General features: G+C 58.8%; 17 protein-coding genes. 5 read left to right on the top strand and 12 right to left on the bottom strand.

All coding sequences use genetic code 11. The features are described 5' to 3' along the window. Positions 1–12: 12 nt before the first annotated feature. Complete coding sequence (locus GA0061102_RS18425; protein WP_092851884.1) at positions 13–927, top strand: LysR family transcriptional regulator; 915 nt, start codon at positions 13–15, stop codon at positions 925–927. On the opposite strand, the gene GA0061102_RS18420 is transcribed toward GA0061102_RS18425, so the two are convergent. Beyond that, entirely contained in the window at positions 917–2,209 is a 1,293-nt protein-coding gene (locus tag GA0061102_RS18420; RefSeq protein ID WP_092851882.1) for a TadE/TadG family type IV pilus assembly protein, read from the bottom strand. The genes GA0061102_RS18425 and GA0061102_RS18420 overlap by 11 nt on opposite strands. Positions 2,210–2,689: 480 nt before the next feature. Between GA0061102_RS18420 and GA0061102_RS18415 the strand changes: the two genes are divergently transcribed. Beyond that, on the top strand, positions 2,690–4,768 hold the full coding sequence (locus GA0061102_RS18415) for a putative bifunctional diguanylate cyclase/phosphodiesterase (protein ID WP_092851880.1): 2,079 nt from the start codon (positions 2,690–2,692) through the stop codon (positions 4,766–4,768). Between the two features lie 99 nt (positions 4,769–4,867). Here GA0061102_RS18415 and GA0061102_RS18410 read toward each other — a convergent pair whose 3' ends face one another. Continuing rightward, on the bottom strand, positions 4,868–7,339 hold the full coding sequence (locus tag GA0061102_RS18410; RefSeq protein WP_092851878.1) for a glycoside hydrolase family 3 C-terminal domain-containing protein: 2,472 nt from the start codon (positions 7,337–7,339) through the stop codon (positions 4,868–4,870). Between the two features lie 315 nt (positions 7,340–7,654). On the opposite strand from GA0061102_RS18410, the gene GA0061102_RS18405 reads away from it, so the two are divergent. Continuing rightward, positions 7,655–8,329: a transglutaminase-like cysteine peptidase gene (locus GA0061102_RS18405; protein WP_092851876.1), complete on the top strand. Its 675-nt coding sequence runs from the start codon at positions 7,655–7,657 to the stop codon at positions 8,327–8,329. Here the strand turns inward: GA0061102_RS18405 and GA0061102_RS18400 are convergent. Beyond that, complete coding sequence (locus GA0061102_RS18400) at positions 8,317–8,637, bottom strand: hypothetical protein (RefSeq protein ID WP_092852001.1); 321 nt, start codon at positions 8,635–8,637, stop codon at positions 8,317–8,319. The two genes, GA0061102_RS18405 and GA0061102_RS18400, sit on opposite strands and share 13 nt — an antisense overlap. Positions 8,638–8,839: 202 nt before the next feature. Between GA0061102_RS18400 and GA0061102_RS18395 the strand changes: the two genes are divergently transcribed. Continuing rightward, positions 8,840–9,805, top strand: coding sequence for a DUF1402 family protein (locus GA0061102_RS18395; protein WP_092851874.1), 966 nt, complete (start codon positions 8,840–8,842; stop codon positions 9,803–9,805). A gap of 54 nt (positions 9,806–9,859) precedes the next feature. Here the strand turns inward: GA0061102_RS18395 and GA0061102_RS18390 are convergent, their stop codons facing one another. Both GA0061102_RS18390 and GA0061102_RS18385 read right to left on the bottom strand, forming a co-directional pair. Beyond that, positions 9,860–10,477 (bottom strand): glycosyltransferase family 29 protein, encoded by a 618-nt coding sequence (locus tag GA0061102_RS18390; protein ID WP_245298053.1) that lies wholly within the window; start codon positions 10,475–10,477, stop codon positions 9,860–9,862. A 203-nt stretch (positions 10,478–10,680) separates the two neighbouring features. Beyond that, a complete protein-coding gene (locus tag GA0061102_RS18385; RefSeq protein ID WP_092851872.1) occupies positions 10,681–11,808 on the bottom strand; it encodes an ROK family transcriptional regulator in 1,128 nt (375 codons plus the stop codon). Between the two features lie 222 nt (positions 11,809–12,030). Here GA0061102_RS18385 and GA0061102_RS18380 point away from each other — a divergent pair, with 222 nt between their 5' ends. After that, the gene (locus GA0061102_RS18380; protein WP_092851870.1) at positions 12,031–12,900 is read left to right on the top strand and encodes a glycerophosphodiester phosphodiesterase family protein; all 870 of its coding nucleotides are present in this window, start codon (positions 12,031–12,033) and stop codon (positions 12,898–12,900) included. Positions 12,901–12,985: 85 nt separating this feature from the next. Here GA0061102_RS18380 and derI read toward each other — a convergent pair whose 3' ends face one another. The 7 genes from derI to GA0061102_RS18345 form a co-directional block, all read right to left on the bottom strand. Further along, positions 12,986–13,441: a D-erythrulose-4-phosphate isomerase gene (gene derI / locus GA0061102_RS18375; RefSeq protein ID WP_092851868.1), complete on the bottom strand. Its 456-nt coding sequence runs from the start codon at positions 13,439–13,441 to the stop codon at positions 12,986–12,988. 11 nt (positions 13,442–13,452) lie between these two features. Further along, positions 13,453–14,223, bottom strand: a complete 771-nt coding sequence (locus GA0061102_RS18370) for a triose-phosphate isomerase (RefSeq protein WP_092851866.1) — start codon at positions 14,221–14,223, stop codon at positions 13,453–13,455. Continuing rightward, complete coding sequence (locus tag GA0061102_RS18365; protein WP_092851862.1) at positions 14,220–14,996, bottom strand: DeoR/GlpR family DNA-binding transcription regulator; 777 nt, start codon at positions 14,994–14,996, stop codon at positions 14,220–14,222. The genes GA0061102_RS18370 and GA0061102_RS18365 overlap by 4 nt, the downstream gene beginning before the upstream one ends. Positions 14,997–15,111: 115 nt before the next feature. Further along, on the bottom strand, positions 15,112–16,050 hold the full coding sequence (locus tag GA0061102_RS18360; protein WP_092851859.1) for a sugar-binding transcriptional regulator: 939 nt from the start codon (positions 16,048–16,050) through the stop codon (positions 15,112–15,114). A gap of 123 nt (positions 16,051–16,173) precedes the next feature. Continuing rightward, entirely contained in the window at positions 16,174–17,106 is a 933-nt protein-coding gene (locus GA0061102_RS18355) for a sugar phosphate isomerase/epimerase family protein (RefSeq protein ID WP_092851856.1), read from the bottom strand. Between the two features lie 22 nt (positions 17,107–17,128). Further along, positions 17,129–18,640, bottom strand: a complete 1,512-nt coding sequence (locus tag GA0061102_RS18350; RefSeq protein ID WP_092851853.1) for a glycerol-3-phosphate dehydrogenase — start codon at positions 18,638–18,640, stop codon at positions 17,129–17,131. Positions 18,641–18,708: 68 nt separating this feature from the next. Beyond that, on the bottom strand, positions 18,709–20,259 hold the full coding sequence (locus GA0061102_RS18345) for an FGGY-family carbohydrate kinase (protein ID WP_092851851.1): 1,551 nt from the start codon (positions 20,257–20,259) through the stop codon (positions 18,709–18,711). Positions 20,260–20,744 lie beyond the last annotated feature (485 nt).

Here is a 20,744-nt window from a genome sequence, read left to right as displayed (position 1 = left end):
TATGGCTCAGTAATGGATCGCGATTTGCTTACACACCTGCCCATCATCGTCGCCGTGGCGCGCCGCCGTGGCTTCGCAGCTGCCGCCAACGAGCTGGGAATGAGCGCTTCAGCCGTCAGCCATGCCGTCCGACTGGTGGAAGAGCGGCTCGGTCAGCCACTCTTTGCACGCACGACACGCAGCGTCGCATTAACGGAGGCCGGCAAGGACCTGATCGGCACGGTGGCCCCTGCTTTGCAGGACATTCACGAGCGGATCGAGCGCATCCGTGCGATCAACGGAAGGCCGAGCGGGCTGCTGCGCATCAACGCCGCCCGTGTCTGCCTGCCGCTTGCAGTCACGCGCGTGATTGCGGCCATGAGCGAACGCTATCCCGAAGTCGAGGTGGAGATCTTTTCCGACGAGCGGCTGACCGATATCGTCTCGGAAGGCTTCGATGCCGGCATCCGCATCGGAGAGATGATCGCGCAAGATATGGTCGCCGTACGCCTCACGCCGCCGTTCCGGTCGATCGTTGTCGCCTCGCCCAATTATGTCAGTCGCTTCGGCCGTCCGATGACGCTCGGCGACCTCTCAAACCACAATTGCATCGGCTACCGGCTCATTCGTTCCGGCGGCCTTTATCAATGGGAATTCGTTGAAGACGGACGGGATGTGGCCGTCACGGTGCAAGGCCAGGCCATCGTCACCGAATCTCACTCGGCAATCGAGCTGGCTTTGGCAGGCGTCGGCATAGCTTATGTGTTCGAGCCTCTGGTCCAATCGGACATTGCCGCCGGCAGATTGATTGAGCTCCTGCCTCACCACGCCGTAACGGAAGCCGGTCTGTTTCTTTACTTTCCACGTCGCGCCGAGCTCGCGCCGAAACTCAGGGCCTTCATCGACACGGTCCGACAGGTCGGGCGCGAGCACGCCGTCAGCCAGTGAGCCGCGGCGTGCGAATGACCTTCAGAAACAGTGCATTCATCGCGTCCGTGATGCCCTGCGTCGGGCTGACTTCGAAGTAGAGGCCAGGCGAAGCGCAATTCTGCAGGTTCGTGCCGATCTGCGATTGGAATGGTGCAATCCAGGTATTGTACCAGGCGTTCTGCGGCAGCGGCAGATAGGTCGTGTAGAGAATGGCGATCTTGACGTTCTGGTTCTTCAGCGGCTGACAGAAGGACGTATCGAGCGGCTCCTGGCAGCGGCCGCCGGTGGTCGGCTTGGTGCAGGTTGTCGGCTTGTGGCTGTCGCCCACGCCATCGGTCACAAAAAACAATACCTTCGCCCGGTCGGCGCTGGAGGCTCCGCTCCCACCAGTGCCGATGATCGGCTTCATCTGGGTGAGCATGGTATCAAAGCTCGTGTCCTGATCGCTATTGTAGTTCTGGCTGGGAGTGGTCATCAAGTCGACGGCGCCGGCGGAACTCTTCACCTGCGTCATATCCGAAGAGAGTGCGGAGACGTTGGTCAAGCCCGCAGCCTCGGCTTTGCTTCCAAAGGTATAGACTGCCATGCGATACTGATCGGGAGTGAGGCGGTTCGTCGTCGCCGTGTCTGTCAGCGACTGCGTTGCTTGCCGCACCACGTCGATGCGCATGTTTAGGTGGAGGCTTTTCGCGAGATTGTAATAATTGTTCGTCGTATCGAGATTGTGGCAGGCGAAAGCGCAAGTGTCGCTGGTGTGGCTCTGCAAGGTTGTAATATCGTTCAAAGTCGCCCCAACGCCCATGGACGGCGTATTGTCCAGCAACATGTAGAAATCGATGAAGCTTGCCATCTGATATTGCGCGGATGCAACGCCACCAATCGGGATCGAGGTTTGCCCCATCAACTGCATCAGCGTTGTCGGCACGCTTGCGGAGAAACTGACGCTGGAGGACACGACGTTTGCGGCTCTCGTCACCGCAATATTCACGCTCACAGGCACATTTTGCAAATCGCTCGACGTCTGGCCGAAGAAAAGCTTGTTCGCGTCATCCTGGCCAACGGTGACGGTGCCGTCACTGGTCATGGCCATCGCTGCCGCAACGGCGGGAGAAGACGACGCGATGGCGCCGACAGCAGCTGCGTCGGCCGCATTGTAGAGATCGTTCCTGATAAGCATCGCATCGGTGACGTCGATCGCGAGACCAGCCGCAACGATCAGCGGAACGGCGAGGAGAGCAGTTATGGTCGCGAAATTGCCTGACCTGTCGGCAATCAATTTTCGAGATTGCTTACATAGCATGCGAAAAGGTTTTACGCAGCTTTTCAATATCTTCACGAACAAGCTCTCTCTGGTGGAGGTTAGATAGACAAATAGCGCATATGCAGAAAGCAGCAGTACTTTCAAATATACTTAATAATAGTATCGCAAATAAAGATTGACATTCCGATAATGATGTATTTCTATTTTAGTGCATCAGAATTTATGTAAAATTTACCTAAAGGCAAAAAATATACTTTTGCGCGGTCGAAATCATTTAGCGACCCAGATTTGGTCGGCAGACAAGATCTAATTTATTCAGCGCATTGACGTTTCCGTAAATAACACGCAGGCGCGACGATCGAGAAACCCATATGGAACAGCAGTTTTCCCGACAATTTGCGCAGATTGTATTTACTCGATCTTTAGTGTTTGCCCGCGAAAGCGTAACCAGCAATTTCAGTTGTGAGGGTCGCAAATCAAATGGACGTCCCTGCAGTGACCAGATTTGGGATTCTTTAAGTGCGCGTCCTTTCATGCATCGTCACAGCGCATAATCTGTGGCTCGTATTTCTTGCGGCATTTGTCTGTGTCAGCGGCAGCTGGATAACGCTCAACCTGTTGCGGCGGGCGGAAAAGACGCACGGACTTCAACGCGGCGGCTGGATCTTTCTGACCGGAGTAGCTGCAGGCGCGTCGATATGGTGCACGCATTTCATCGCTATGCTGGCCTATGAGGTCGGCGCACCCGTCACCTTCGATCCGATCCTCACAATGGCTTCGTTTCTGCTCGCCGTGGCCGGATGCGCCGGGGGGATTGCAATCGCATTGTCGCGCCTGCCGCGGTTCGCTCCGGAATTAGGCGGCGTGATCGTCGGGCTCGCCATCACGACTATGCATTACACCGGCATGATGGCCTACCACGTCGATGGTATCGTCGAATGGGACAAGAGCTATGTCTTCACTTCCGTCGTCCTTTCGGTAACGCTGGCCGCAGCTGCCCTCAATCAAGCAATCCGTCGGCCATGGCGTCACTGGTCGCTGGCTGCGCTCGTACTTTTCGTTCTGGCTGTGGTTTTGCTGCATTTTACCGCGATGACAGCCGTCTCCGTCACGCCGCTGGCCACCGGCGCCGGTCTTGTCGATTCCTATGCGCTGAAAGCCATGGCCGTAGCGGTCGCCGGCGGCTGGTTGCTCGTCATCGGCACGGGCGTTGCCAGCTATATGATCGACGAACGCGCCTCACAGGAATCCATTCAGAAGCTCCAGCACATGGCGCTGAACGACCTTTTGACCGGCCTACCCAACCGTAGCAGCTTCAACGACTATCTCGATGGCGCGCTAGAACGTGCGAAGGAAGATGGCGCAAGGCTCGCAGTAATCGGCATAGATCTCGATCGCTTCAAGGAAATCAACGACCTGCGCGGCCATAAGGCGGGCGATCAGGCGCTGAAGGCAATCGGACGCCGACTCATCCGCCTTATCAAGGACGGCGAGTTCGTCGCGCGCGTCGGCGGCGATGAATTTGCAGCCGCGAAGCGATTCCAGAATCAGAGCGAACTTCTGGATTTCGTGGCGCGACTGGAAAAATTTCTGTTCGAACCCATCCGCATCGATGACTTCGAGACCGTAACCGGCGCAAGCATCGGCGTGGCCATCTATCCCGATGACGGCGACGACCAGGAACGCCTGATCAGCAATGCCGATCTGGCGATGTATCGCGCCAAGGCCGATGTCGGTCGCGCCGTCTGCTTCTACGAATCCAAAATGGACGAGGCGGCACGCGCGCGCCACACGCTTGCACAGGATCTGCGGCGCGCGGTTGAGCTGGATCAGCTGGACTTGCACTATCAGGTACAGACTTCCGTTCGGACGGGAGAGGTGTGCGGCTACGAAGTTTTGGTCCGCTGGAATCACCCCGAACGCGGCGCAGTGCCGCCTTCGGAATTCATCCCCATCGCTGAGGAAAGCGGCACGATCCTCGTCATCGGCGAATGGGTCATGCGAAACGCTTGCCTGGAGGCGGCCTCTTGGAGCAAGCCCTACAAGATCGCCGTCAATCTCTCACCCGTGCAGTTCGCGCATGCAGACCTCGCCAAGCTTGTCCATTCGATCCTTTTGGAAACGGGCCTGTCGCCGTCGAGGCTCGAACTGGAGATCACAGAGTCGACGATCATCGCCGACAAGACCCGGACGCTGCATGTGCTGCGACAGATCCGGGCGCTTGGCGTCACCATAGCCATTGACGATTTCGGAACGGGCTATTCATCGCTCGATACGCTGCGCTCATTCCCCTTCGACAAAATCAAGCTCGACCGTTCCTTCATGAACGAGGTCGACAACAGCATTCAGGCGAAGGCGATCGTTCGCGCTGTGCTCACCCTCGGCAAGAGCCTCGACATCCCGGTTCTGGCCGAGGGCGTGGAAACCAACCATCAGCTGGAAATTCTTCGCATCGAAGGCTGCGATGAGGCACAGGGCTTCTTCCTTGGAAGACCCAAGCCCATCGGGCAGATCTTTCAAATGGAACAGACGGCAGACGAAGAACTTGCCTCCTCCTTCTCGGGTCGCGTCCCGCCGCAGCGCATGCGGCGTCGGTGAAACTGTCTTTCCAACGATAAGATAACCCGCGCCGGCGAGGCATAGGACTTCTACGCCTCACCAATCATCTTGAACCCAGCCACCGTTGCGTTCTAACTGTCAGATCGAACGGTCCGAGGCCTCGCCGATCCATTCCCTTGCGAGTTCGATCGTAACGGTAGAGCGGATGTCGGCGGCATTGGCAGCGACGAGAAGCTCATAGCGACCAGCTGAGGCGCGAAACGCTTTCGTCTCTTCATCGAAATAGCTGAGATCGCGCGGGCCCACGACCAGCGAGGCCGTACCCGTCTCGCCCGGCGCCAATTGAAGCTTGGCAAAGGCACGCAGCTCCTTGTCCGGCCGCTCAACCGTCGCAGCGAGCGGGCGCACATAGAGCTGCACGAGCTCCGATCCTCGTCTGTCGCCAATGTTGGTGATGTCGACAGAGACTGTGATGCCTTCCGGGCCTATCTGCGCCGCCGATGCCTCCGCCGTGCCCCAGGAAAAACGCGTATAGCCAAGGCCGAAGCCGAAGGGAAACAAGGGCTCCACGCCCCGCGTGTCATGATGACGGTAACCGACGAAGACCCCCTCGGCATAGCGAACATGACCATCCCTGCCGGGATAGACGGTTTCGTCACCGGTCATCGCAGAATTATCCGACAACTGCTTCGGGAAGGTCTGCGGCAGGCGGCCACCGGGTTCGACATCGCCGAACAGCACATCGGCAACCGCATGACCCAGTTCCTGGCCTGGATACCACATTTGTAGCACAGCCTTGACGTTGCCTAGCCATGGCATCTCGATCGGACCACCCGTCTGCAGGACGACAACGGTATTGGCGTTCACCGCCGCCACTTTTTCGATCAGCTCTTCCTGGCGGCCTGGCAACCGCATATTGGGTAGATCGAGCCCCTCGGTATCCCACTGACCGTCACGGCCGACAAATAGCAATGCGACGTCCGCAGCCCGGGCGGTTTCGACAGCCGCTACCATATCGGCGTCGCCGAGCGGCTTCTCCACGCCAAAGCGCACGGCCGTCAGATTGATGCCTTCCCCAGTCGCCCCCAAGGCACAATATTCGACAACGACCTCGTATCGCTGACCGGCCTCCAGATGGATGCTTTGACGTTGCTCGACATTAGCCGTCCCGAAATAATTGTCGCCCCGCGCCCAGCCATCGAAACCATTGACCAAAAGCCTGCCATCGACATAGAGCTTTGCGAGACCTGCATTGGTCATGCCGAAAATGTGCTCGCCGCTTTCGGCGGGCGTGTAGAATGCCGTCATACGCGCGGAAAAATCGCTCGGATTAAGTTCCGCCGACGGCAGATCGAACCAGAAGAACTCGCCTACATCAGCCGTTTCGATCGCAGCCGGCGAGCCAGCCAAGCTACGGCCCTTGAAATACTCCACTCGCATCTCGCCGGAAAAGACGTTGATGAGCCGGTTATTGCGGCAGCCGGCAGCGTATTGGATGCTGTTGGCATTCGACAGCGCCTCGCGGATCCCCTCAAGCGGGCTCACCCTGTAGTGGGCGGCAATCTGAGCGCTGCCGCCACCCATGACCCGAGCCTCTGCGGCATTCGGCCCGATGACTGCCACGTGTCCAAGCCCGGCCTTCTTGAGCGGCAAAATGCCGTCATTCTTGAGAAGCACGGCACCTTCTGCGCCCAATTGACGGATCAAAGCCCGGTCCTCAGGCAAATCCAGTGCATGCTCGCTCAAGTCGGGAGCCTTCTCAAAGGCCCCGACGCGCTCGAGTAGCTTCAAGATACGCCCGGCGGCCATGCGCACGGTCTCGAGCTTGACCTCGCCGTTGCGCACCGCCTGCACCAGCTTTTCGCCGCGGTCGCGCGCCGGCCCCGGCATCTCCAGATCGAGCCCCGCATTGACCGTTGCGGCGGTCGTATGAGAACCGAACCAATCGGACATGACGATGCCGTCGAAGCCCCATTGCTCGCGCAGAACCGTAGTCAACAGCCACGGATGCTCGCTTGTATAAGTTCCGTTCAGCCGGTTATAGGAAGACATGACCGCCATGACACCGGCCTTTTTGACCGCCTTCTCGAACGGCAGCAGATAGATCTCGCGAAGGGCGCGCTCATCGATATCCGAAGACATCGTCTGCCGCTCGATCTCGGATTCGTTTCCGGCGAAATGCTTGATCGTTGCGGCAATACCTTGGCTCTGCACGCCTTGAATATAGGCAACGGCAAGCTCCGCCGTCAGCATAGGGTCTTCCGAATAGCATTCGAAGTTGCGTCCATTCAGGCCTGAACGATGAATATTGACCGTTGGCGCCAGTAGAACAGACGCGCCCTTGCTTTTGGCCTGGCCGGCGATAGCCACACCCATGCGCTCGATGAGCGTCGGGTTCCAAGTCGCGCCGAGGGCGATGGCAACAGGAAAGCAGGCGGCATTGACACCGGCAACCAGCGAGCCTGCACCACGCGCACCGTTCGGGCCATCCGTGACCTTGATTTTCGGGATGCCAAGCCGCTCAACCGGCACCGTGGTCCAGAAGTCGGCACCGGAGAGCAGCGAAACCTGCTCTTCAAGCGTCATCCGGTCGAGAATATCGTCGATCATAAAGCCTCCCGATGTGTTTCCCGCACGCTCCCGGCACCCTCATGCCGGGGACCGCTATTTGAAGTAACCAAATCATAAACGCGGTCAAGACCATTCGGCAATCGTCATATGTCGATGAAATCACATATCTTTCCGCTCGCGGCTCAATCTTCGACCAGCTGGGTCGCCGTGCCTTCGCCTAGGAAAAATCGCTATGCGGCATCAGCGCTATGGTTCATGGCAGCCCAAAACGCGACTTCGCTAAAATGCGAATGATCTTCTTCCGAATAAATTTGACCGCATCGGATTTCATGAGCGCAATTCATGGAGCCGACTATGCGTTCATTCCTCATCGCTGCAAGCCTTCTCTTCGTAGCCGGCCTGTCGTTTTCGACAGTCACCACTGCAAAGCCGGTGGCGAATGCCGCGAATACGCCAGCCCGTCAATTTGCACGGGTGGTCACGGATGCGAGCGTACCGGTCGGCTGGGCCGGCTTCTGTTCGGCACAGCCGGCGGAATGCGCGGCGGGCGAGAAAAGTGATGAGTTCGTCACGATCGACCAGGAGCGTTGGGGGCAATTGCAGCAGGTCAACAGCCTCGTCAATCACGAGATCCGGGGCGTCGGCGACAACGACCATTACGGCATCTACAAACTCGGCATCATCAACTGGTGGACCTATCCCGACGACGGCGCCGGCAATTGCAACGACTACGTTATCCTCAAGAAGAAGCTGCTTATCGAAGCAGGCTGGTCCCGCTCCGCACTGCTGCTGACCGTTGTTCTCGACAGGAATAACGAGGGACATCTTGTCCTGATGGCTCGCACGAGCGATGGCGACCTTATCCTGGACAACCTCACGGACACGGTCAAACCTTGGGAGGGCACGGGCTATACCTTCATCAAGCGCCAGTCCGCCGACAATCCGAATAGTTGGGTTCGGCTTGAATCCGGACGCACGCCTGAACAGCTCGCCATGATCAGCAAGGCATTGGCCTCTCACTCGCAGTGATTGGCGGACCAGTAGGTATCGACCAAGCCTTTGCCATCCTGATCCAGTATGGCAAAATCACCCGGTATGATCACGAAGAAGCGCTCGCCGTCCCCTGCTCCGGAGGCTGTATCGACGCGGCCGCAGACGACAAAGCCAGGCATTCGCTCACTCGGCTTGGCGCTCAATATGTGAATGGCAGACGCCGGCACATCGATCCTTCGCGCAACGGCGGTTTTGGCAAGGGCTGGAACATCAGCCATCGTCGGTACGGCTTCGCCCGGCGCGGCCGCAAGCAGGATACTTCCTGCCATAACAAGATGTTTCAACGAAATCCTCCCGAAAACCAGGACGGCAGGCCTAAAACTCGCCTCGGCAGCATTGCCATTCACCAATGCAGCCAGAAGCTGCTTCATGCAAAGTTTATTGTGATTCGCCGGACAGAAGAAGCGCCTGCCCTTGCCTTTGCGGGCTGTTCGACTATGAAGATCATCCCCGTGCCGGGGAACATTTTTGAAAGTCTACTTGCGAATGCGTACAAGCCTGTCGAGAATTCCGGCACTCAGTCTTCTTTTCGTTCTTGCCCTGACGGCCGCCTCTTTCGGGCATGATCTGGTGCGTGTGCCGCCCGGCAATCGCAACAGCACACAGCCGCCGATCCCCAACACATCGGCATTGCGGGCGAAGGCCTTCAACACGAGCTACGAGGAAAAATACCAGAAGATCGTCGGTGTGCTTCGCGAAGACAAGGAGCTGATCGCTTCGATCAAGAAGGCTGCACAGGCCTATAGGATCGACCCGATCCATATCGTCGGCGCGCTTGTTGGTGAACACACCTACAACATCACGATCGTCAACAGGGTGAAGTCCTATTACGTAAAGGCCCTCGCCTATTCTCAGGCCGATTTCAAGTTCAGCTACAAGGATGTGAGCGTCCAGTCCTTCATAAAGAAGCCGGAATTCGCCCATTGCGACGCCTTCACCGGCAGCGCCGAATTGTGGGAATGCCGCGACGAAACCTGGGACAAGAGTTTTCGCGGCAAGGTCATCGACGGCGTCACCTATGAAAACATGACGTTCCAGCGCGCTTTCTTTCAGCCGTTTTTTGCGGGGCAAACCTTTGGCCTTGGTCAGATCAGCCCGCTGACCGCGCTTGAGGTCACCGATCTCGTGCATGCCACCAGCGGCCTGCCGAAGCTATCGGCCGAGGATCCGCAAGCCATCTACCGTGATATCATGGATCCCGACCGCAGCGTCATCTACATCGCAGCGATCGTCAAGGATGCCATGGATGTCTATCGCGCTCAGGGCTTTGATATCAGTGAAAATCCCGGCCTGACTGCCACGCTCTATAATGTCGGGCAACCGCGCCGGCGCGCCCTTGCCCTGCGGCAAGCGTCGGATGCGTCCGGCGGGAAGAAGCTGCCGGAAGAGAACTATTATGGCTGGCTGGTCAATGACAGGCTATCTGAGCTGAACAGCCTGTTAGGGCAGTAATAAAGGGCCATGCCCTTTCAAATCCATAGCTGAATGAAGTCGATCTCGCCTGGCTCACGCAAGCATGCCGATGCGGCCGCTCGCAATCTTGTCCTCGACCCAGGCGCGCTCACTCTGCCAGTCGTGCCGCCTCCACCCCTTCCAACCGAAGCCGCATAGGCGGATATCCCATTCGGAGGCGGGGAAATTGGCCAGAGCATAGCAGATGCCGAGAAAGCCGGTGCTTGGAAAGACGGTCCGCATCTGGTTCGCCGCAATACCGAGCTCAGCACAGCCCTCGGCATAGAATTGCGGCGGCATGATGCGGATCTCCTTGCCGGCATGCCCGATAAGTTCAATCGCTTGCGCTGTCCAATCGGCCCTTCGACCCCTCAAGCGCTGGAAGATGTTGGGCTGCGGGTGATATTTGCGGATGATCTCGGGATGGTAGGCGAGCATCAGTACTTTTGCGCACTTGAGCGCCGCATTTTCCAGAAAGGCCGGATCGACCATCCGCTTATGCAAAGCTTTGCTCGACGCCGCCAGCACGAGCACATCTGTGCGAGAGCCGCTCCTGTCGTCGAGGAGGTTCGGCTCGTTAAAGCGCATGACAAACTCGGCATCGTCGATGACCTTGGAAAGATCACGCTCCAGCCTTCCATTGCCGATGATAATAGCAGTCTTACGCGCCAATTGCGGTCGTCCAGCAAATTCCGACGGTGGTCTATCAACGCCTTCTGACAATCCGCTGAATCTGTCATGCAGCGGAACGGATATCCGGTTTCCTGTCGCGCCCAAGGCCTGCTTTCCGAGGTTAGCTATGTCCGCCGTTCACATGTCCGCGGGGGTCGGCGCCACATTGCTCACCCAAATGCGCGCCGATTAAGGCCGCAATGTTACAAAAAGTAAACGAACTTTAACGGAAGTAAAGCCGCCTCGAGGGTGGCGGCATCTCCCTTCGTTTCGCTGAGGACCAGTCGCGCCTCATTTGGCGCGACGCCATAGCGATGGCGACGCTCAGATGGCATGAGCACGCGGGAGATCATCATCCGCCCCAATTCCTGAGGTAATTGCCCGCCAAAGACAATGGCTTGCGGGTCGAGCACGCCGATTAATGCCGCGATCAATCGATCGAGCATAGGCATCGTATCTGCGAGCCAGCCCTCCACACCTGGCCAGGCCGGATCGAAATTTTGTCGCAGCTCTTCGATCGAGCCAATGTGGACGCCATTCTCACGCAAAGCAGCAATCAGGTATTGCAAGGCCGGTCTCCGCGACATTTCGTCGGGTGTGTAGATCATGCTGAATTCCCCGGCATTGCCGTGGAAGCCGACATAGGATTTACCCTCCAGAACGAGACCGCCACCAAATCCGTAATTGAAGGAAAGATAGGCAAAGGTTCGGCACCAGCGCCCGACCCCGCGCAGGCTCTCGCCGATCGCGCCTGTCGTGGCGTTGTTTTCCAGCCATACCGGCAGCTTGAAAATCTCTTCCAGCTCCGGGCGCAGTTCGATCAATGACCAGTCCCGCAAGGGTTCGGGAGCGTTGAAGACATGCGTGTCGAGCACGAAGAAGCCCGACATGGCAAAACCAAGCCCAACCAGGCGATCACGATGTATGCCATGCCTTTCCAGGAGGTCTTGAAGTGTTCCCGCGAGCGCGGCGAGCGTTTCGCGGCGATCGCTCGGCACCATCTTCAGCATCTCTTGCGCGACGATGTTGCAGCCGAAATCGGCAAGCGACAAAATAGCTGAGTCGGTGTTGATGGAAATGCCGACGGAATAGACCGCCTCCTTCACCAGTTCGATCGTCGGACTTGGCTGACCACGCACGCCTCTAAGCGGTGCCGCGGTGCGGAGCAGACCGCGTGCAATCAGTGCCTCCACCAGGCGATGGACCGATTGCTGCGTGAGATTGGTGTGCCCTGTGATCAGCGCGCGCGCAATCGGCTCATGGCGACGAACAATATCAAGGATCAGCCGTTCGTTTTCACTCGCCAACGGGGATTTCTCGAACGCAATCATGCACCTAATCCTCGATCCTGCAATCCCGCCTTAGCCTCTCGCACGCCTGCTTGCAATCCAGCGATAGCGCCTTTCTGCACGGTTGTCACAAATACTGCACTCTATGTGTATTAATAGGCAACTACGCCGCCTGTCCCCAAAGCGAAAGGTCGGCGCCAGAACCATTGGCGTTTGCATTCCTCGACCGCCAAGGAAAACCCTTCGCTTAAGAAAGCCACCTTCATGTCCAGCCAGACCACCGCCGCTCTTGCGCCACGCACCGACATTTACGACCTTCTGTCTCGCTCCAATCCGGACATTCTTACCATCGCGCATCGCGGTTTGTGGTCGGCAGCGCCGGAGAATTCGCTGGCTTCAATCCGGGCTGCTGCCGAGCTAGGCGTCGAATTCGTCGAGATCGACACGCAAGCGACCGCTGACGGCCGCCTTGTCGTCATCCATGACAAGACGCTCGACCGAACCACCTCCGACAAGGGCGTGGTCGGCGCCAGCAGCTTCTCAACCGTTCGCGATGCGCGCCTTCGCGCCGGTGCCGGCGGCGAGGATGCACCACTAACCGACGAACGAGTGCCGACGCTGGAGGAGGCTCTCGAAGAGGCGCGCGGCCGCGTCTTCGTCAATATTGATACGAAGTTCCCGCACGAACTGCCGCTGGTCATTGCGGCGGTCCGGCGGCTTGGTGCGGAAGATCACGTCATCATCAAGTCTGATGTCGATCCTGAGAGCGGCAGCTTTCCGGTGCTTACCGCCGACTGGTTCGGCGCCATCGCACACATGCCGATGTTCCCCGTCAGGCCCGGCAAGTTCGCCGACGATCTGCGGCGGATCGAGCAGCTGCGCGCGCCGATGGTCGAGGTCAAGTTTGCCGATATTGCTGATCTCGCGGCCGGCCGCGAAGAGCTCGAACGCCAGAACATTCGGCTGTGGATCAATACGCTCGACGTTTCCCACAATCTCGATTTCAACGACAGCCGCGCTCTTAAGTATCCCGATGGCGTCTGGGGGGCGCTCGTCGCAGCCGGCGTCGGTGCTATCCAGACCGACACGAATGTCGAATTCAAGCAGTGGCTGGCGGGCCGAAGCGCCAGATAGCGGACTGTCAGCTCGGCGCCGGATACAGGAAAGCCCGGCCGATCGGAAGGAGCGGCCGGGCTTTCCGCGTCTTGGGAGACGGTCTTTATCGAGCGTTGTACTTCGCGTCGACCTCGTTGATGGCGTTGACGTTACCGGCCGAGCGGCCCTTCTCGTCGAAGCTCTGCGCCAGGAAGGCGTCGGCAATCGCCTTGGCAAGTTCGGTGCCGATGACCCGGGCACCCATGGTGATGATCTGAGCGTTATTCGACAACGCAGCACGCTCTGCGGAATAAGTGTCGTGAGTGAGCGCTGCGCGAATACCCGGCACCTTGTTGGCCGAGATGCAGACGCCGATGCCTGTGCCGCAGACGAGGATCGCCTTGTCATAGGTGCCGTCGATGACGCCGGAGGCGACACGGTCGGCGAGATTGGCGTAGAACGGGTCGGCGCCTTCCTGCGTGCGCGACACTTCGCTGACGTCAAAACGGTCCTTCAGGTGATCGGCGAGAACCTTGGAGAGGCCTTCGCCGGCGCTGTCTCCAGCAATAGCAAGCTTCATGATGTGTCTCCTTAGAGTTTGGCGGCGCACTTGGCGAGAATGTCGAGATAGCCTTCGACGTTCCAGGCGGAGCGCCCGATGAAGAGCCCGTCTACGTTCGGGCAGGATATGAGTTCTTCGCAGTTTTGCGGATTGACCGATCCGCCGTAGAGGCATGGAATCTTTCGGCCGAGCACCTTTTGCGCGACCGCGATGATTTCGGCCTGGCGCGCATCGGCATAGGAAGGCTCGGCCGGAATCCCCTTTTCGCCGATCGCCCAGACCGGCTCATAGGCCAGCAAAATTTCAGCCTGCTTCTGCGATGCAGAAAGCTGCGAGAGCGCGCCGACAACCTGCTCGCTCAGGATCTCCGTTGCACGACCGCTTTCGCGATCCTCCAGCGTTTCACCGATGCAGATGAGCGGGATCAGACCATGGCGAACCGCGGCCTCGGCCTTCAACCCCACGGTTTCGTTGGTCTCGCCGAAATGCTCGCGACGTTCGGAATGGCCAAGCTCGACGATGTCGAGATTGCAATCCTTCAGCATCAGCGGCGAGATTTCCCCCGTCCATGCGCCCTGATCGGCCCAATGCATGTTCTGTGCGCCCACGTTGACGGAGGTTTCCGACAGGATCGCCTTTACTTCGCGAACGGCCGTGAACGGCGGAATGATAAAGCGTTGGATACGCGCGTCACGAAGAGCATCGGCTGCACGCAAGGCTTCGGCGAAGGCGCGCGCCTCCGCCAGCGTCTTGTTCATCTTCCAGCTGGTGCCGATCCAATAGCGGGGCGTCTCTGTCATGTCATATCCTGGTTCGAAGCAATGGTAAGAGTGATGCCGTCACGACGGAATTGATCGAGAATGGCGGCATCGGGTGCGCGATCTGTAATGATGGCATCGAAATCGGCGAGATCGGCCATCACATGCAGGGCCGTATGACCGATGCGTTGATGGCTGACGAGCAGGCAGCTCTTGGCGGCTGAGGCGATCATGGCGCGCTTGGCGCGCACGACATTATCATCCATGTGATAGGCAAGCCTGCCGGAGATGGCCGGCGTCGACAGAAAAGCGATGTCGGCCCTCAGCCGCGACAGCGCCTCCTCGGTTACGACGCCGAGAAAGGCGTTGAACTTGGCGGAATAGACGCCGCCAAGCGCGATCACGGTGATGCCGCTTTCGCTTTTCATGCGGTCTATGATCGCTGCGTTGTTGGTGATCAGCGTCAACGGGCGCTTTTGCAGCAGCATCTCGCCGAGAACGGCGGCCATGGACCCGTCATTGACCATAACGGTCATGCCGGGCTCAACGAGATCCAGCGCACAATGCGCCATGCTGAGCTTCTCTTCATGATCCTGCCGCTCTCGGAAGCGGAAATCGCTCTCGAACTGCGTGCCGGCATCGATCGTCGCGCCTCCGCGAACTTTGCGCAGCACGCCGGCCTGCTCGAGATCGTCAAGGTCCCGGTGAATGGTCATCTTGGACACGGCGAAACGATCGGCCAGATCGTCGAGATCGACGGTCTTATGCTCGACGAGCAAATTGATGATCAATTGCTGGCGCTCTTCTCGCTTCACCTTGCTCTCCGGCTATTTGCCAATGGAACCAAAGAAGATATAACATTTATATATCACAATTCAACATTGGTATTGTGATATTGAGATGAATTCACGTTGCTGGAGCGAGGGCGGCCTATGCGTTCAACAAGGCCCGCGCCGTTCTTTCATCGGTAATCAAGCCGTAGAGACAACGATTTTTCAAAACCGCACGAATGGCCTCGACCTTGGGCAGCCCGCCGGCAAGCGCCACCAGCCGTTCCTTTTTCGAACGCGGCAGCGACGCCGAAAGAGTGCGCGCCGAAAGCGTCGTCTCTAGGATATTGCCATCGGCGTCGAAGAAGTGGCCGAGGATTTCACCGACGCCACCGGCGGCGGTGACTTCCTTGATCTCACGCGGTTCCACCATACCCGAGAGCACGAGCTGCGCCTCCGTGTCGACGGTGCCCAGACCGACCAGCTTCAATTCGGCACCATTTGCCAGATCGAAAACCTCCCTCACGCCGCGCTGCGCCAGCAGCACATCGCGATCCTCGCGGGTGTTGGCGAAAAACGGCACCGGCATCACATGTGCCTGCATGCCGGTCTTTTCAGCGATGCGATGCATCACGTCATAGGGGTTGGCGGCATAGTTTCTCGTGAGCCCGCCGAGCAGCGAGACGAAGCGCAAATCCCTGGCGCTGACGCGCGACATATGATGAACCGCAGAAGAAAGGGTTCGGCCATGGCCAAGGCCAATGACCTTGTTGTTGCCGCTTTCGATCTCACGGCGCAGAAATCCGGCACCCGCTTGCCCAAGAGCGCGAAACTCGTAGCCGTCTTCGCCAAGGTCAGGCGCGACCTCGCAATATTGCAGACCGAAGCGCGCCACTAGTTCCGTTTCCAACTCGACGCACTCGACAATATCGCCGTCGATCGTGACTTTCACGACGCCGTCGGCCACGGCACGCGCAATCAACCGGTGTGCCTTCACGGAGGGAACACCGAGCCGTTTTGCCACCTCGGACTGCGTCAGTCCGCCGGCATAATGCAACCAAGCCGCCCGCACGGCGAGCGAAGCATCCGCATCCGTCATAGACCGTTCCCTTTCATTGTCTCACGCATAAGGTTCCGCCCACTTCTAGATCCCGATTTGGTTTCCTCGACATCGCCTCGTGACCGATTTGACTGCTGGTTCGAGACCAGATCATTTCTATAGCTAGATATGCAAATCACTGAGGCCCGTGTCGATATGAGGTGCCCAGAAGGCGACACTTTCGGCAATCTGCGAAATGACCTGACGGTCGTTCGGCTCGCGCTCCTTGAACGACAGCTCCAGGCAGATCTCGTTATCCTTGGCGCCACCTTCGGCAAACGCCTTCAGCAGCGATTGCGGCTGAATGCGGCCCTTGGCGTTGAATTCTGCCGTAAAGGGACGGTGTCCACCCTTGTCCATCAGGCTCTGCTTGATGTGGATGATCGGCGAAACCCTCGGAACGGCGCGTGCCCATGCATAGGGATCGTAATCGTCGGGATTGGCCGAAGTGACATCACCATGGTCGACGTCGGCCATCATCCACATCGGAATGGCGAATGGCGCCTTCGTCAATCTGTTCTGTAGCGACAGGCATGCCTCAATGGTATCGCCGAATTCGCGTCCAATGCTCATCGGCTCCCAGAAGACATAGGAAAGACCGGCCGCCCGGGCGTGCTCGGCCACCTCGCCCCAGCAATCGATCGCGATCTCAATCAGTTCCTCGCGCCGCGCCGGATCGTCGTAATCCTTGTAGGTGAAGATCGCAAACTGCGTACCGACGGAATGGCCGCCGAGGTCGGCGGTGATATCGGCAAAGGTCTTGAACCAGTCGACATAGTAGCGCCTGACATCCTTGTCCGGATGACCGAAATGATTGAGACGGCCGTAGGGACCGGTCATGCCGGAGGTGACGCGAACGCCGGTGCGCCTCAGCGCTACCTGCATGTCGCGCGTCAGACGGCGGATAAGCGACGCCTGCCAGCTCGGATTGATGAATTCGTGGGTCAGCTGCAGATCGCGGATGCGAAGATCACGAGCGACTGTTTCAATCAGGTCTGAAGGCTCCGCGAAGCGGTTCACCAGCGGGTTGGTATTGAGTGACAGGGTCAAGGGCATCGATGTCGTCTCCCGGCAATGTTCAGGCGGCCAGCGCCAGTTCGGCGTCGAACCAGGCGGAAAATGCCGCCTTCTCCTCGGCCGTCATGCGCAGGCCTTCCTTGGTGCGGCGCATGAGGACGTCCTCTGCCTTCTGTGCCCACTCCGAGGCGGCCAGATAACGCGCCTCCGCTTCGTAGAGATTGCCGCCGAAGTGACGGCCAAGCCCCTCAAGCGAACGGGCGTCGCCGACGATCAGCTTGGTGCGCGCGCCATAGAGATGTCCGTAGTGATTGATGAGCGCGCGAGGCATCCAGGGATAAGCCGTGCGTAGCTTATCGGTGAAGGCGACATAGTCGGTATTCAGGATCTCACCGCCGGGAAGAGTGGCGCTGCGCGTCCAGTCGCCGCCCATCTTCGGGAAAAACCTGGCAAGCTTCTGCATCGCATGCTCCGAAAGCTTGCGGAACGTCGTGATCTTGCCGCCGAAGACGTTGAGAAGCGGCGCACCGCCGGTCTCGTCGAGATCGAAGACATAATCGCGCGTCACGGCCGAAGGATTGCCCTTGCCGTCGTCGAACAGGGGCCGCACACCGGAGAAGCTTTCGAGCACGTCTGAACGGCGCAGCTTTTCCTTGAAGTAGCGGTTCACGGCCGCGATCAGATAATCGATTTCCTTCTCGTCGGCCTTCACCTCTTCGGGCCTGCCTTCATAGGGAATGTCGGTCGTACCGATCAGCGCCTTGTCGCCTTCATAGGGGTTGATGAAGATGACGCGCTTATCGTGGTTCTGGACCAGATAGGCCTGCTGTCCGTTCCAGAACTTCGGAACGATGATATGGCTGCCCTTGACGAGCCGGACGCTGCGGCTGCTGTTGGAGCCGGCAACGCGATGGATGATGTCGTTGACCCAGGGTCCCGACGCATTCACCAGCGCCTTGGCACGCACAGTGCGCACTTCGCCGGAATGCTGGTCGCGCATCTGAACGGTCCAGCCGCTCTGATCGCGACGGGCACTGATGCAGGCGGTGCGTGTCAGGATCTGCGCGCCCTTGGCGGCGGCATCGAGCGCATTGAGGACAACAAGGCGAGCGTCATCGACCCAACAGTCGGAATATTCGAAGCCCTTGGAGTACTGATCGAGAATAGGCGCTCCCTCGGGATCGCGGTGCAGATCGAGCGAACGCGTGCCCGGCAGCTTCTTGCGGCCGCCGAGATGGTCGTAGAGAAAGAGGCCAAGGCGAACGAGCCATGCAGGACGATCCGTCGGGCTGTGCGGCAGCACGAAACGCATCGGCCAGATAATATGACTTGCGGAATTGAGGAGCACTTCGCGCTCGATCAGGGCCTCGCGCACCAGTCGGAACTCGTAATATTCGAGATAACGCAGGCCGCCATGCACCAGCTTGCCGGACCGCGACGACGTTCCTTCCGCCAGATCGCCCTTCTCGCACATCATCACCGAGAGGCCTCGTCCGGCCGCATCGCGGGCAATGCCGGCACCGTTGATGCCGCCGCCGATCACGAAGAGATCGAAGATTTCGGGTTCAGTCATGTCGTGCTCCTTCGGATGCCTCTGGCATCATCAAATCAAACTTCACGGGCAGCGGGGCGCTATGCTGGCTAGTGCAGGGCAAGTTTGTCCCAGCCGGGCGCAATCGCTTCGCGTACATCCTTGTAGGCGTCAAACAGGCGGTCGTAGCGCTCGGCATCCCCGGCGTTCGGGGCTTCGGCTTCACCAAGCAAGGGTGTCACCCAGTCGGCAATGCAGCTGTCCATGTCCGGATAGGCGCCGACCGCAACCGCCGCCATCATCGCGACGCCGGCAGCTCCCGCCTCCTCGCGGTCGGAAATTCTCACCGGCGCATTGACGGCTGCGGACAGGGAACCGCGCAAGGCGCGCGAGCGGGCAGCACCGCCCGTGATGCGCAATTCAGACGGCATATCGCCCATGGCCGTGTAACAATCGCGCGTTGCCATGCCGAGCCCTTCGATCACAGCGCGCAGCATGTCGGCGAAGCCGTGACGTGTCGAAAGCCCGGTAAAGCCGGCACGCGCATGCGCATTGACGAAGGGGCCGCGCTCTCCGGCCTCGGAAATATAGGGATGATAGAGAAGGTTTGTCGGGCGACTTTCGGCAAACCAGGCATCGATACGCGGAATGAGGTCCGAATAGGAAACCTGGCGACCGCCCTCAGAGATCAGATCCGCCGCTATCCGCAGGATCCAGTCGACATTGATCGTCGCGCCCATATTGGTCTGAACCTGCGTGACGATGCCCGGGATCGGCAAGGCAATGACATAACCGGTCCCCTCGTCATTGAGTTGAACGTCGGGGACGGCCTTGGCGCGCATATGCACGCCCGTCGAACCGATCGTCGAGCAGGCCGCGTTCTGACCGCCCGTGCGCACGCCGGCGCCGAGAGCGGTCATAACCATATCCACATAACCGAGGCACACCGGAGTTCCGGCAAGCAATCCAACCGCTTTTGCCGCCCCGGCGGTCAAGGGATGGCTGATTTCGGTGCCGTCGATGATCTCAGGCAGAAGCGAACGCCTGCGTGCAAGACCGAGAGCATCGATCACAACCGGATCATATTGGCGATTGCGGAAATTGCCGAAAGTAAAGCTTGCCTCCGACGGATCGGTCGCGCGAATGCCGGTCAGGTTCAGATAAAGCCAATCCTTGCAATGCAGTGACGCCTCTGCCCGATCGAGAAGCTCGGGCATGAGGCGATCCATATGGGCAAGCTGCGCACCCTGCTGGCAGGTATTGAGCCCGGTGCCAGTCGCCTCGAAGCGGGCGCGGTTGCCGGACCCGGCGCTCAGCCGCGTCACGGTCGGCGCGGCACGCGCGTCGAGCCAGAGCCAGGCGTCTCCAACCGGAGCGTTGCCGGCGCCGACGAGCCATGTGCCATCCCCCTGCCCGGTCACGGCTATGGCTGCGGTGCGAGAGGCAAGATTCACCACCGTTTCGCCAAGACCGCGCAGAGCACTGACGCAATCGGACCAGGTCTGGCCCAACGACTGCGTGACGGAACCATCTTCGCCCGTCTCGTATCGATTTCGGGCTGACGCCGAAGCTATCTGCCGACCAGACAAGTCGAAGGCGACCGCCTTGAGGACGGAGGTTCCCGCATCGATCCCAATGATGATCCCGTCACTCTTAGGCATTGCGCGCCGATCCCATCACCACGCGCCCTGCGACAGGGACGCAAGCATTCACAGAAAACATCTCATTCCTCCCGGCTCGCCCTTTGACATGAGCCTTCGCTGCGAAGGTGCCCACACCACGACCAGACAATAAGACCGATCGCATGATCACCCCTCACCCAATCGCAATCCAGTAACGCGATTGCCCACTTATAACATAAAGCTATCATTGTCACAGTAAAAATTTTCTGGTGTTGTAATTTTTTTCATATAAAATAGGCATTGCCAACTCCCCGATCATGCCTAGGAGGAATCGTCGCAGCCAGCCGAGGAAGGGAATTCCATTGCGTGATACGCCAGAAGCGTGATCCGCGCGGAGAGTCGGCGAACCCGCCATATTTTTTGCTATTATAGCTCTATATCAATGGCTTATTTCCGAGCTTTGCACAAAGCCAACACCGCATCAGCGGCGGAGATGGCGATCTCAAGCTTGATTTTCCAAGCTA

It is taken from the genome of Martinezella miluonensis (assembly GCF_900094545.1).
Lineage (GTDB): Bacteria > Pseudomonadota > Alphaproteobacteria > Rhizobiales > Rhizobiaceae > Rhizobium > Rhizobium miluonense.
This window is presented reverse-complemented; position numbering and strand designations above follow the sequence as displayed.

Excerpts from the sequence above, each read along its gene's own strand:
- GA0061102_RS18425 (WP_092851884.1), top strand. The coding sequence starts at position 13 with ATGGATCGCGATTTGCTTACACACCTGCCCATCATCGTCGCCGTGGCG.
- GA0061102_RS18420 (WP_092851882.1), bottom strand. The coding sequence starts at position 2,209 with ATGCTATGTAAGCAATCTCGAAAATTGATTGCCGACAGGTCAGGCAAT.
- GA0061102_RS18410 (WP_092851878.1), bottom strand. The coding sequence starts at position 7,339 with ATGATCGACGATATTCTCGACCGGATGACGCTTGAAGAGCAGGTTTCG.
- GA0061102_RS18405 (WP_092851876.1), top strand. The coding sequence starts at position 7,655 with ATGCGTTCATTCCTCATCGCTGCAAGCCTTCTCTTCGTAGCCGGCCTG.
- GA0061102_RS18395 (WP_092851874.1), top strand. The coding sequence starts at position 8,840 with ATGCGTACAAGCCTGTCGAGAATTCCGGCACTCAGTCTTCTTTTCGTT.
- GA0061102_RS18385 (WP_092851872.1), bottom strand. The coding sequence starts at position 11,808 with ATGATTGCGTTCGAGAAATCCCCGTTGGCGAGTGAAAACGAACGGCTG.
- GA0061102_RS18380 (WP_092851870.1), top strand. The coding sequence starts at position 12,031 with ATGTCCAGCCAGACCACCGCCGCTCTTGCGCCACGCACCGACATTTAC.
- derI (WP_092851868.1), bottom strand. The coding sequence starts at position 13,441 with ATGAAGCTTGCTATTGCTGGAGACAGCGCCGGCGAAGGCCTCTCCAAG.
- GA0061102_RS18370 (WP_092851866.1), bottom strand. The coding sequence starts at position 14,223 with ATGACAGAGACGCCCCGCTATTGGATCGGCACCAGCTGGAAGATGAAC.
- GA0061102_RS18360 (WP_092851859.1), bottom strand. The coding sequence starts at position 16,050 with ATGACGGATGCGGATGCTTCGCTCGCCGTGCGGGCGGCTTGGTTGCAT.
- GA0061102_RS18355 (WP_092851856.1), bottom strand. The coding sequence starts at position 17,106 with ATGCCCTTGACCCTGTCACTCAATACCAACCCGCTGGTGAACCGCTTC.
- GA0061102_RS18350 (WP_092851853.1), bottom strand. The coding sequence starts at position 18,640 with ATGACTGAACCCGAAATCTTCGATCTCTTCGTGATCGGCGGCGGCATC.
- GA0061102_RS18345 (WP_092851851.1), bottom strand. The coding sequence starts at position 20,259 with ATGCCTAAGAGTGACGGGATCATCATTGGGATCGATGCGGGAACCTCC.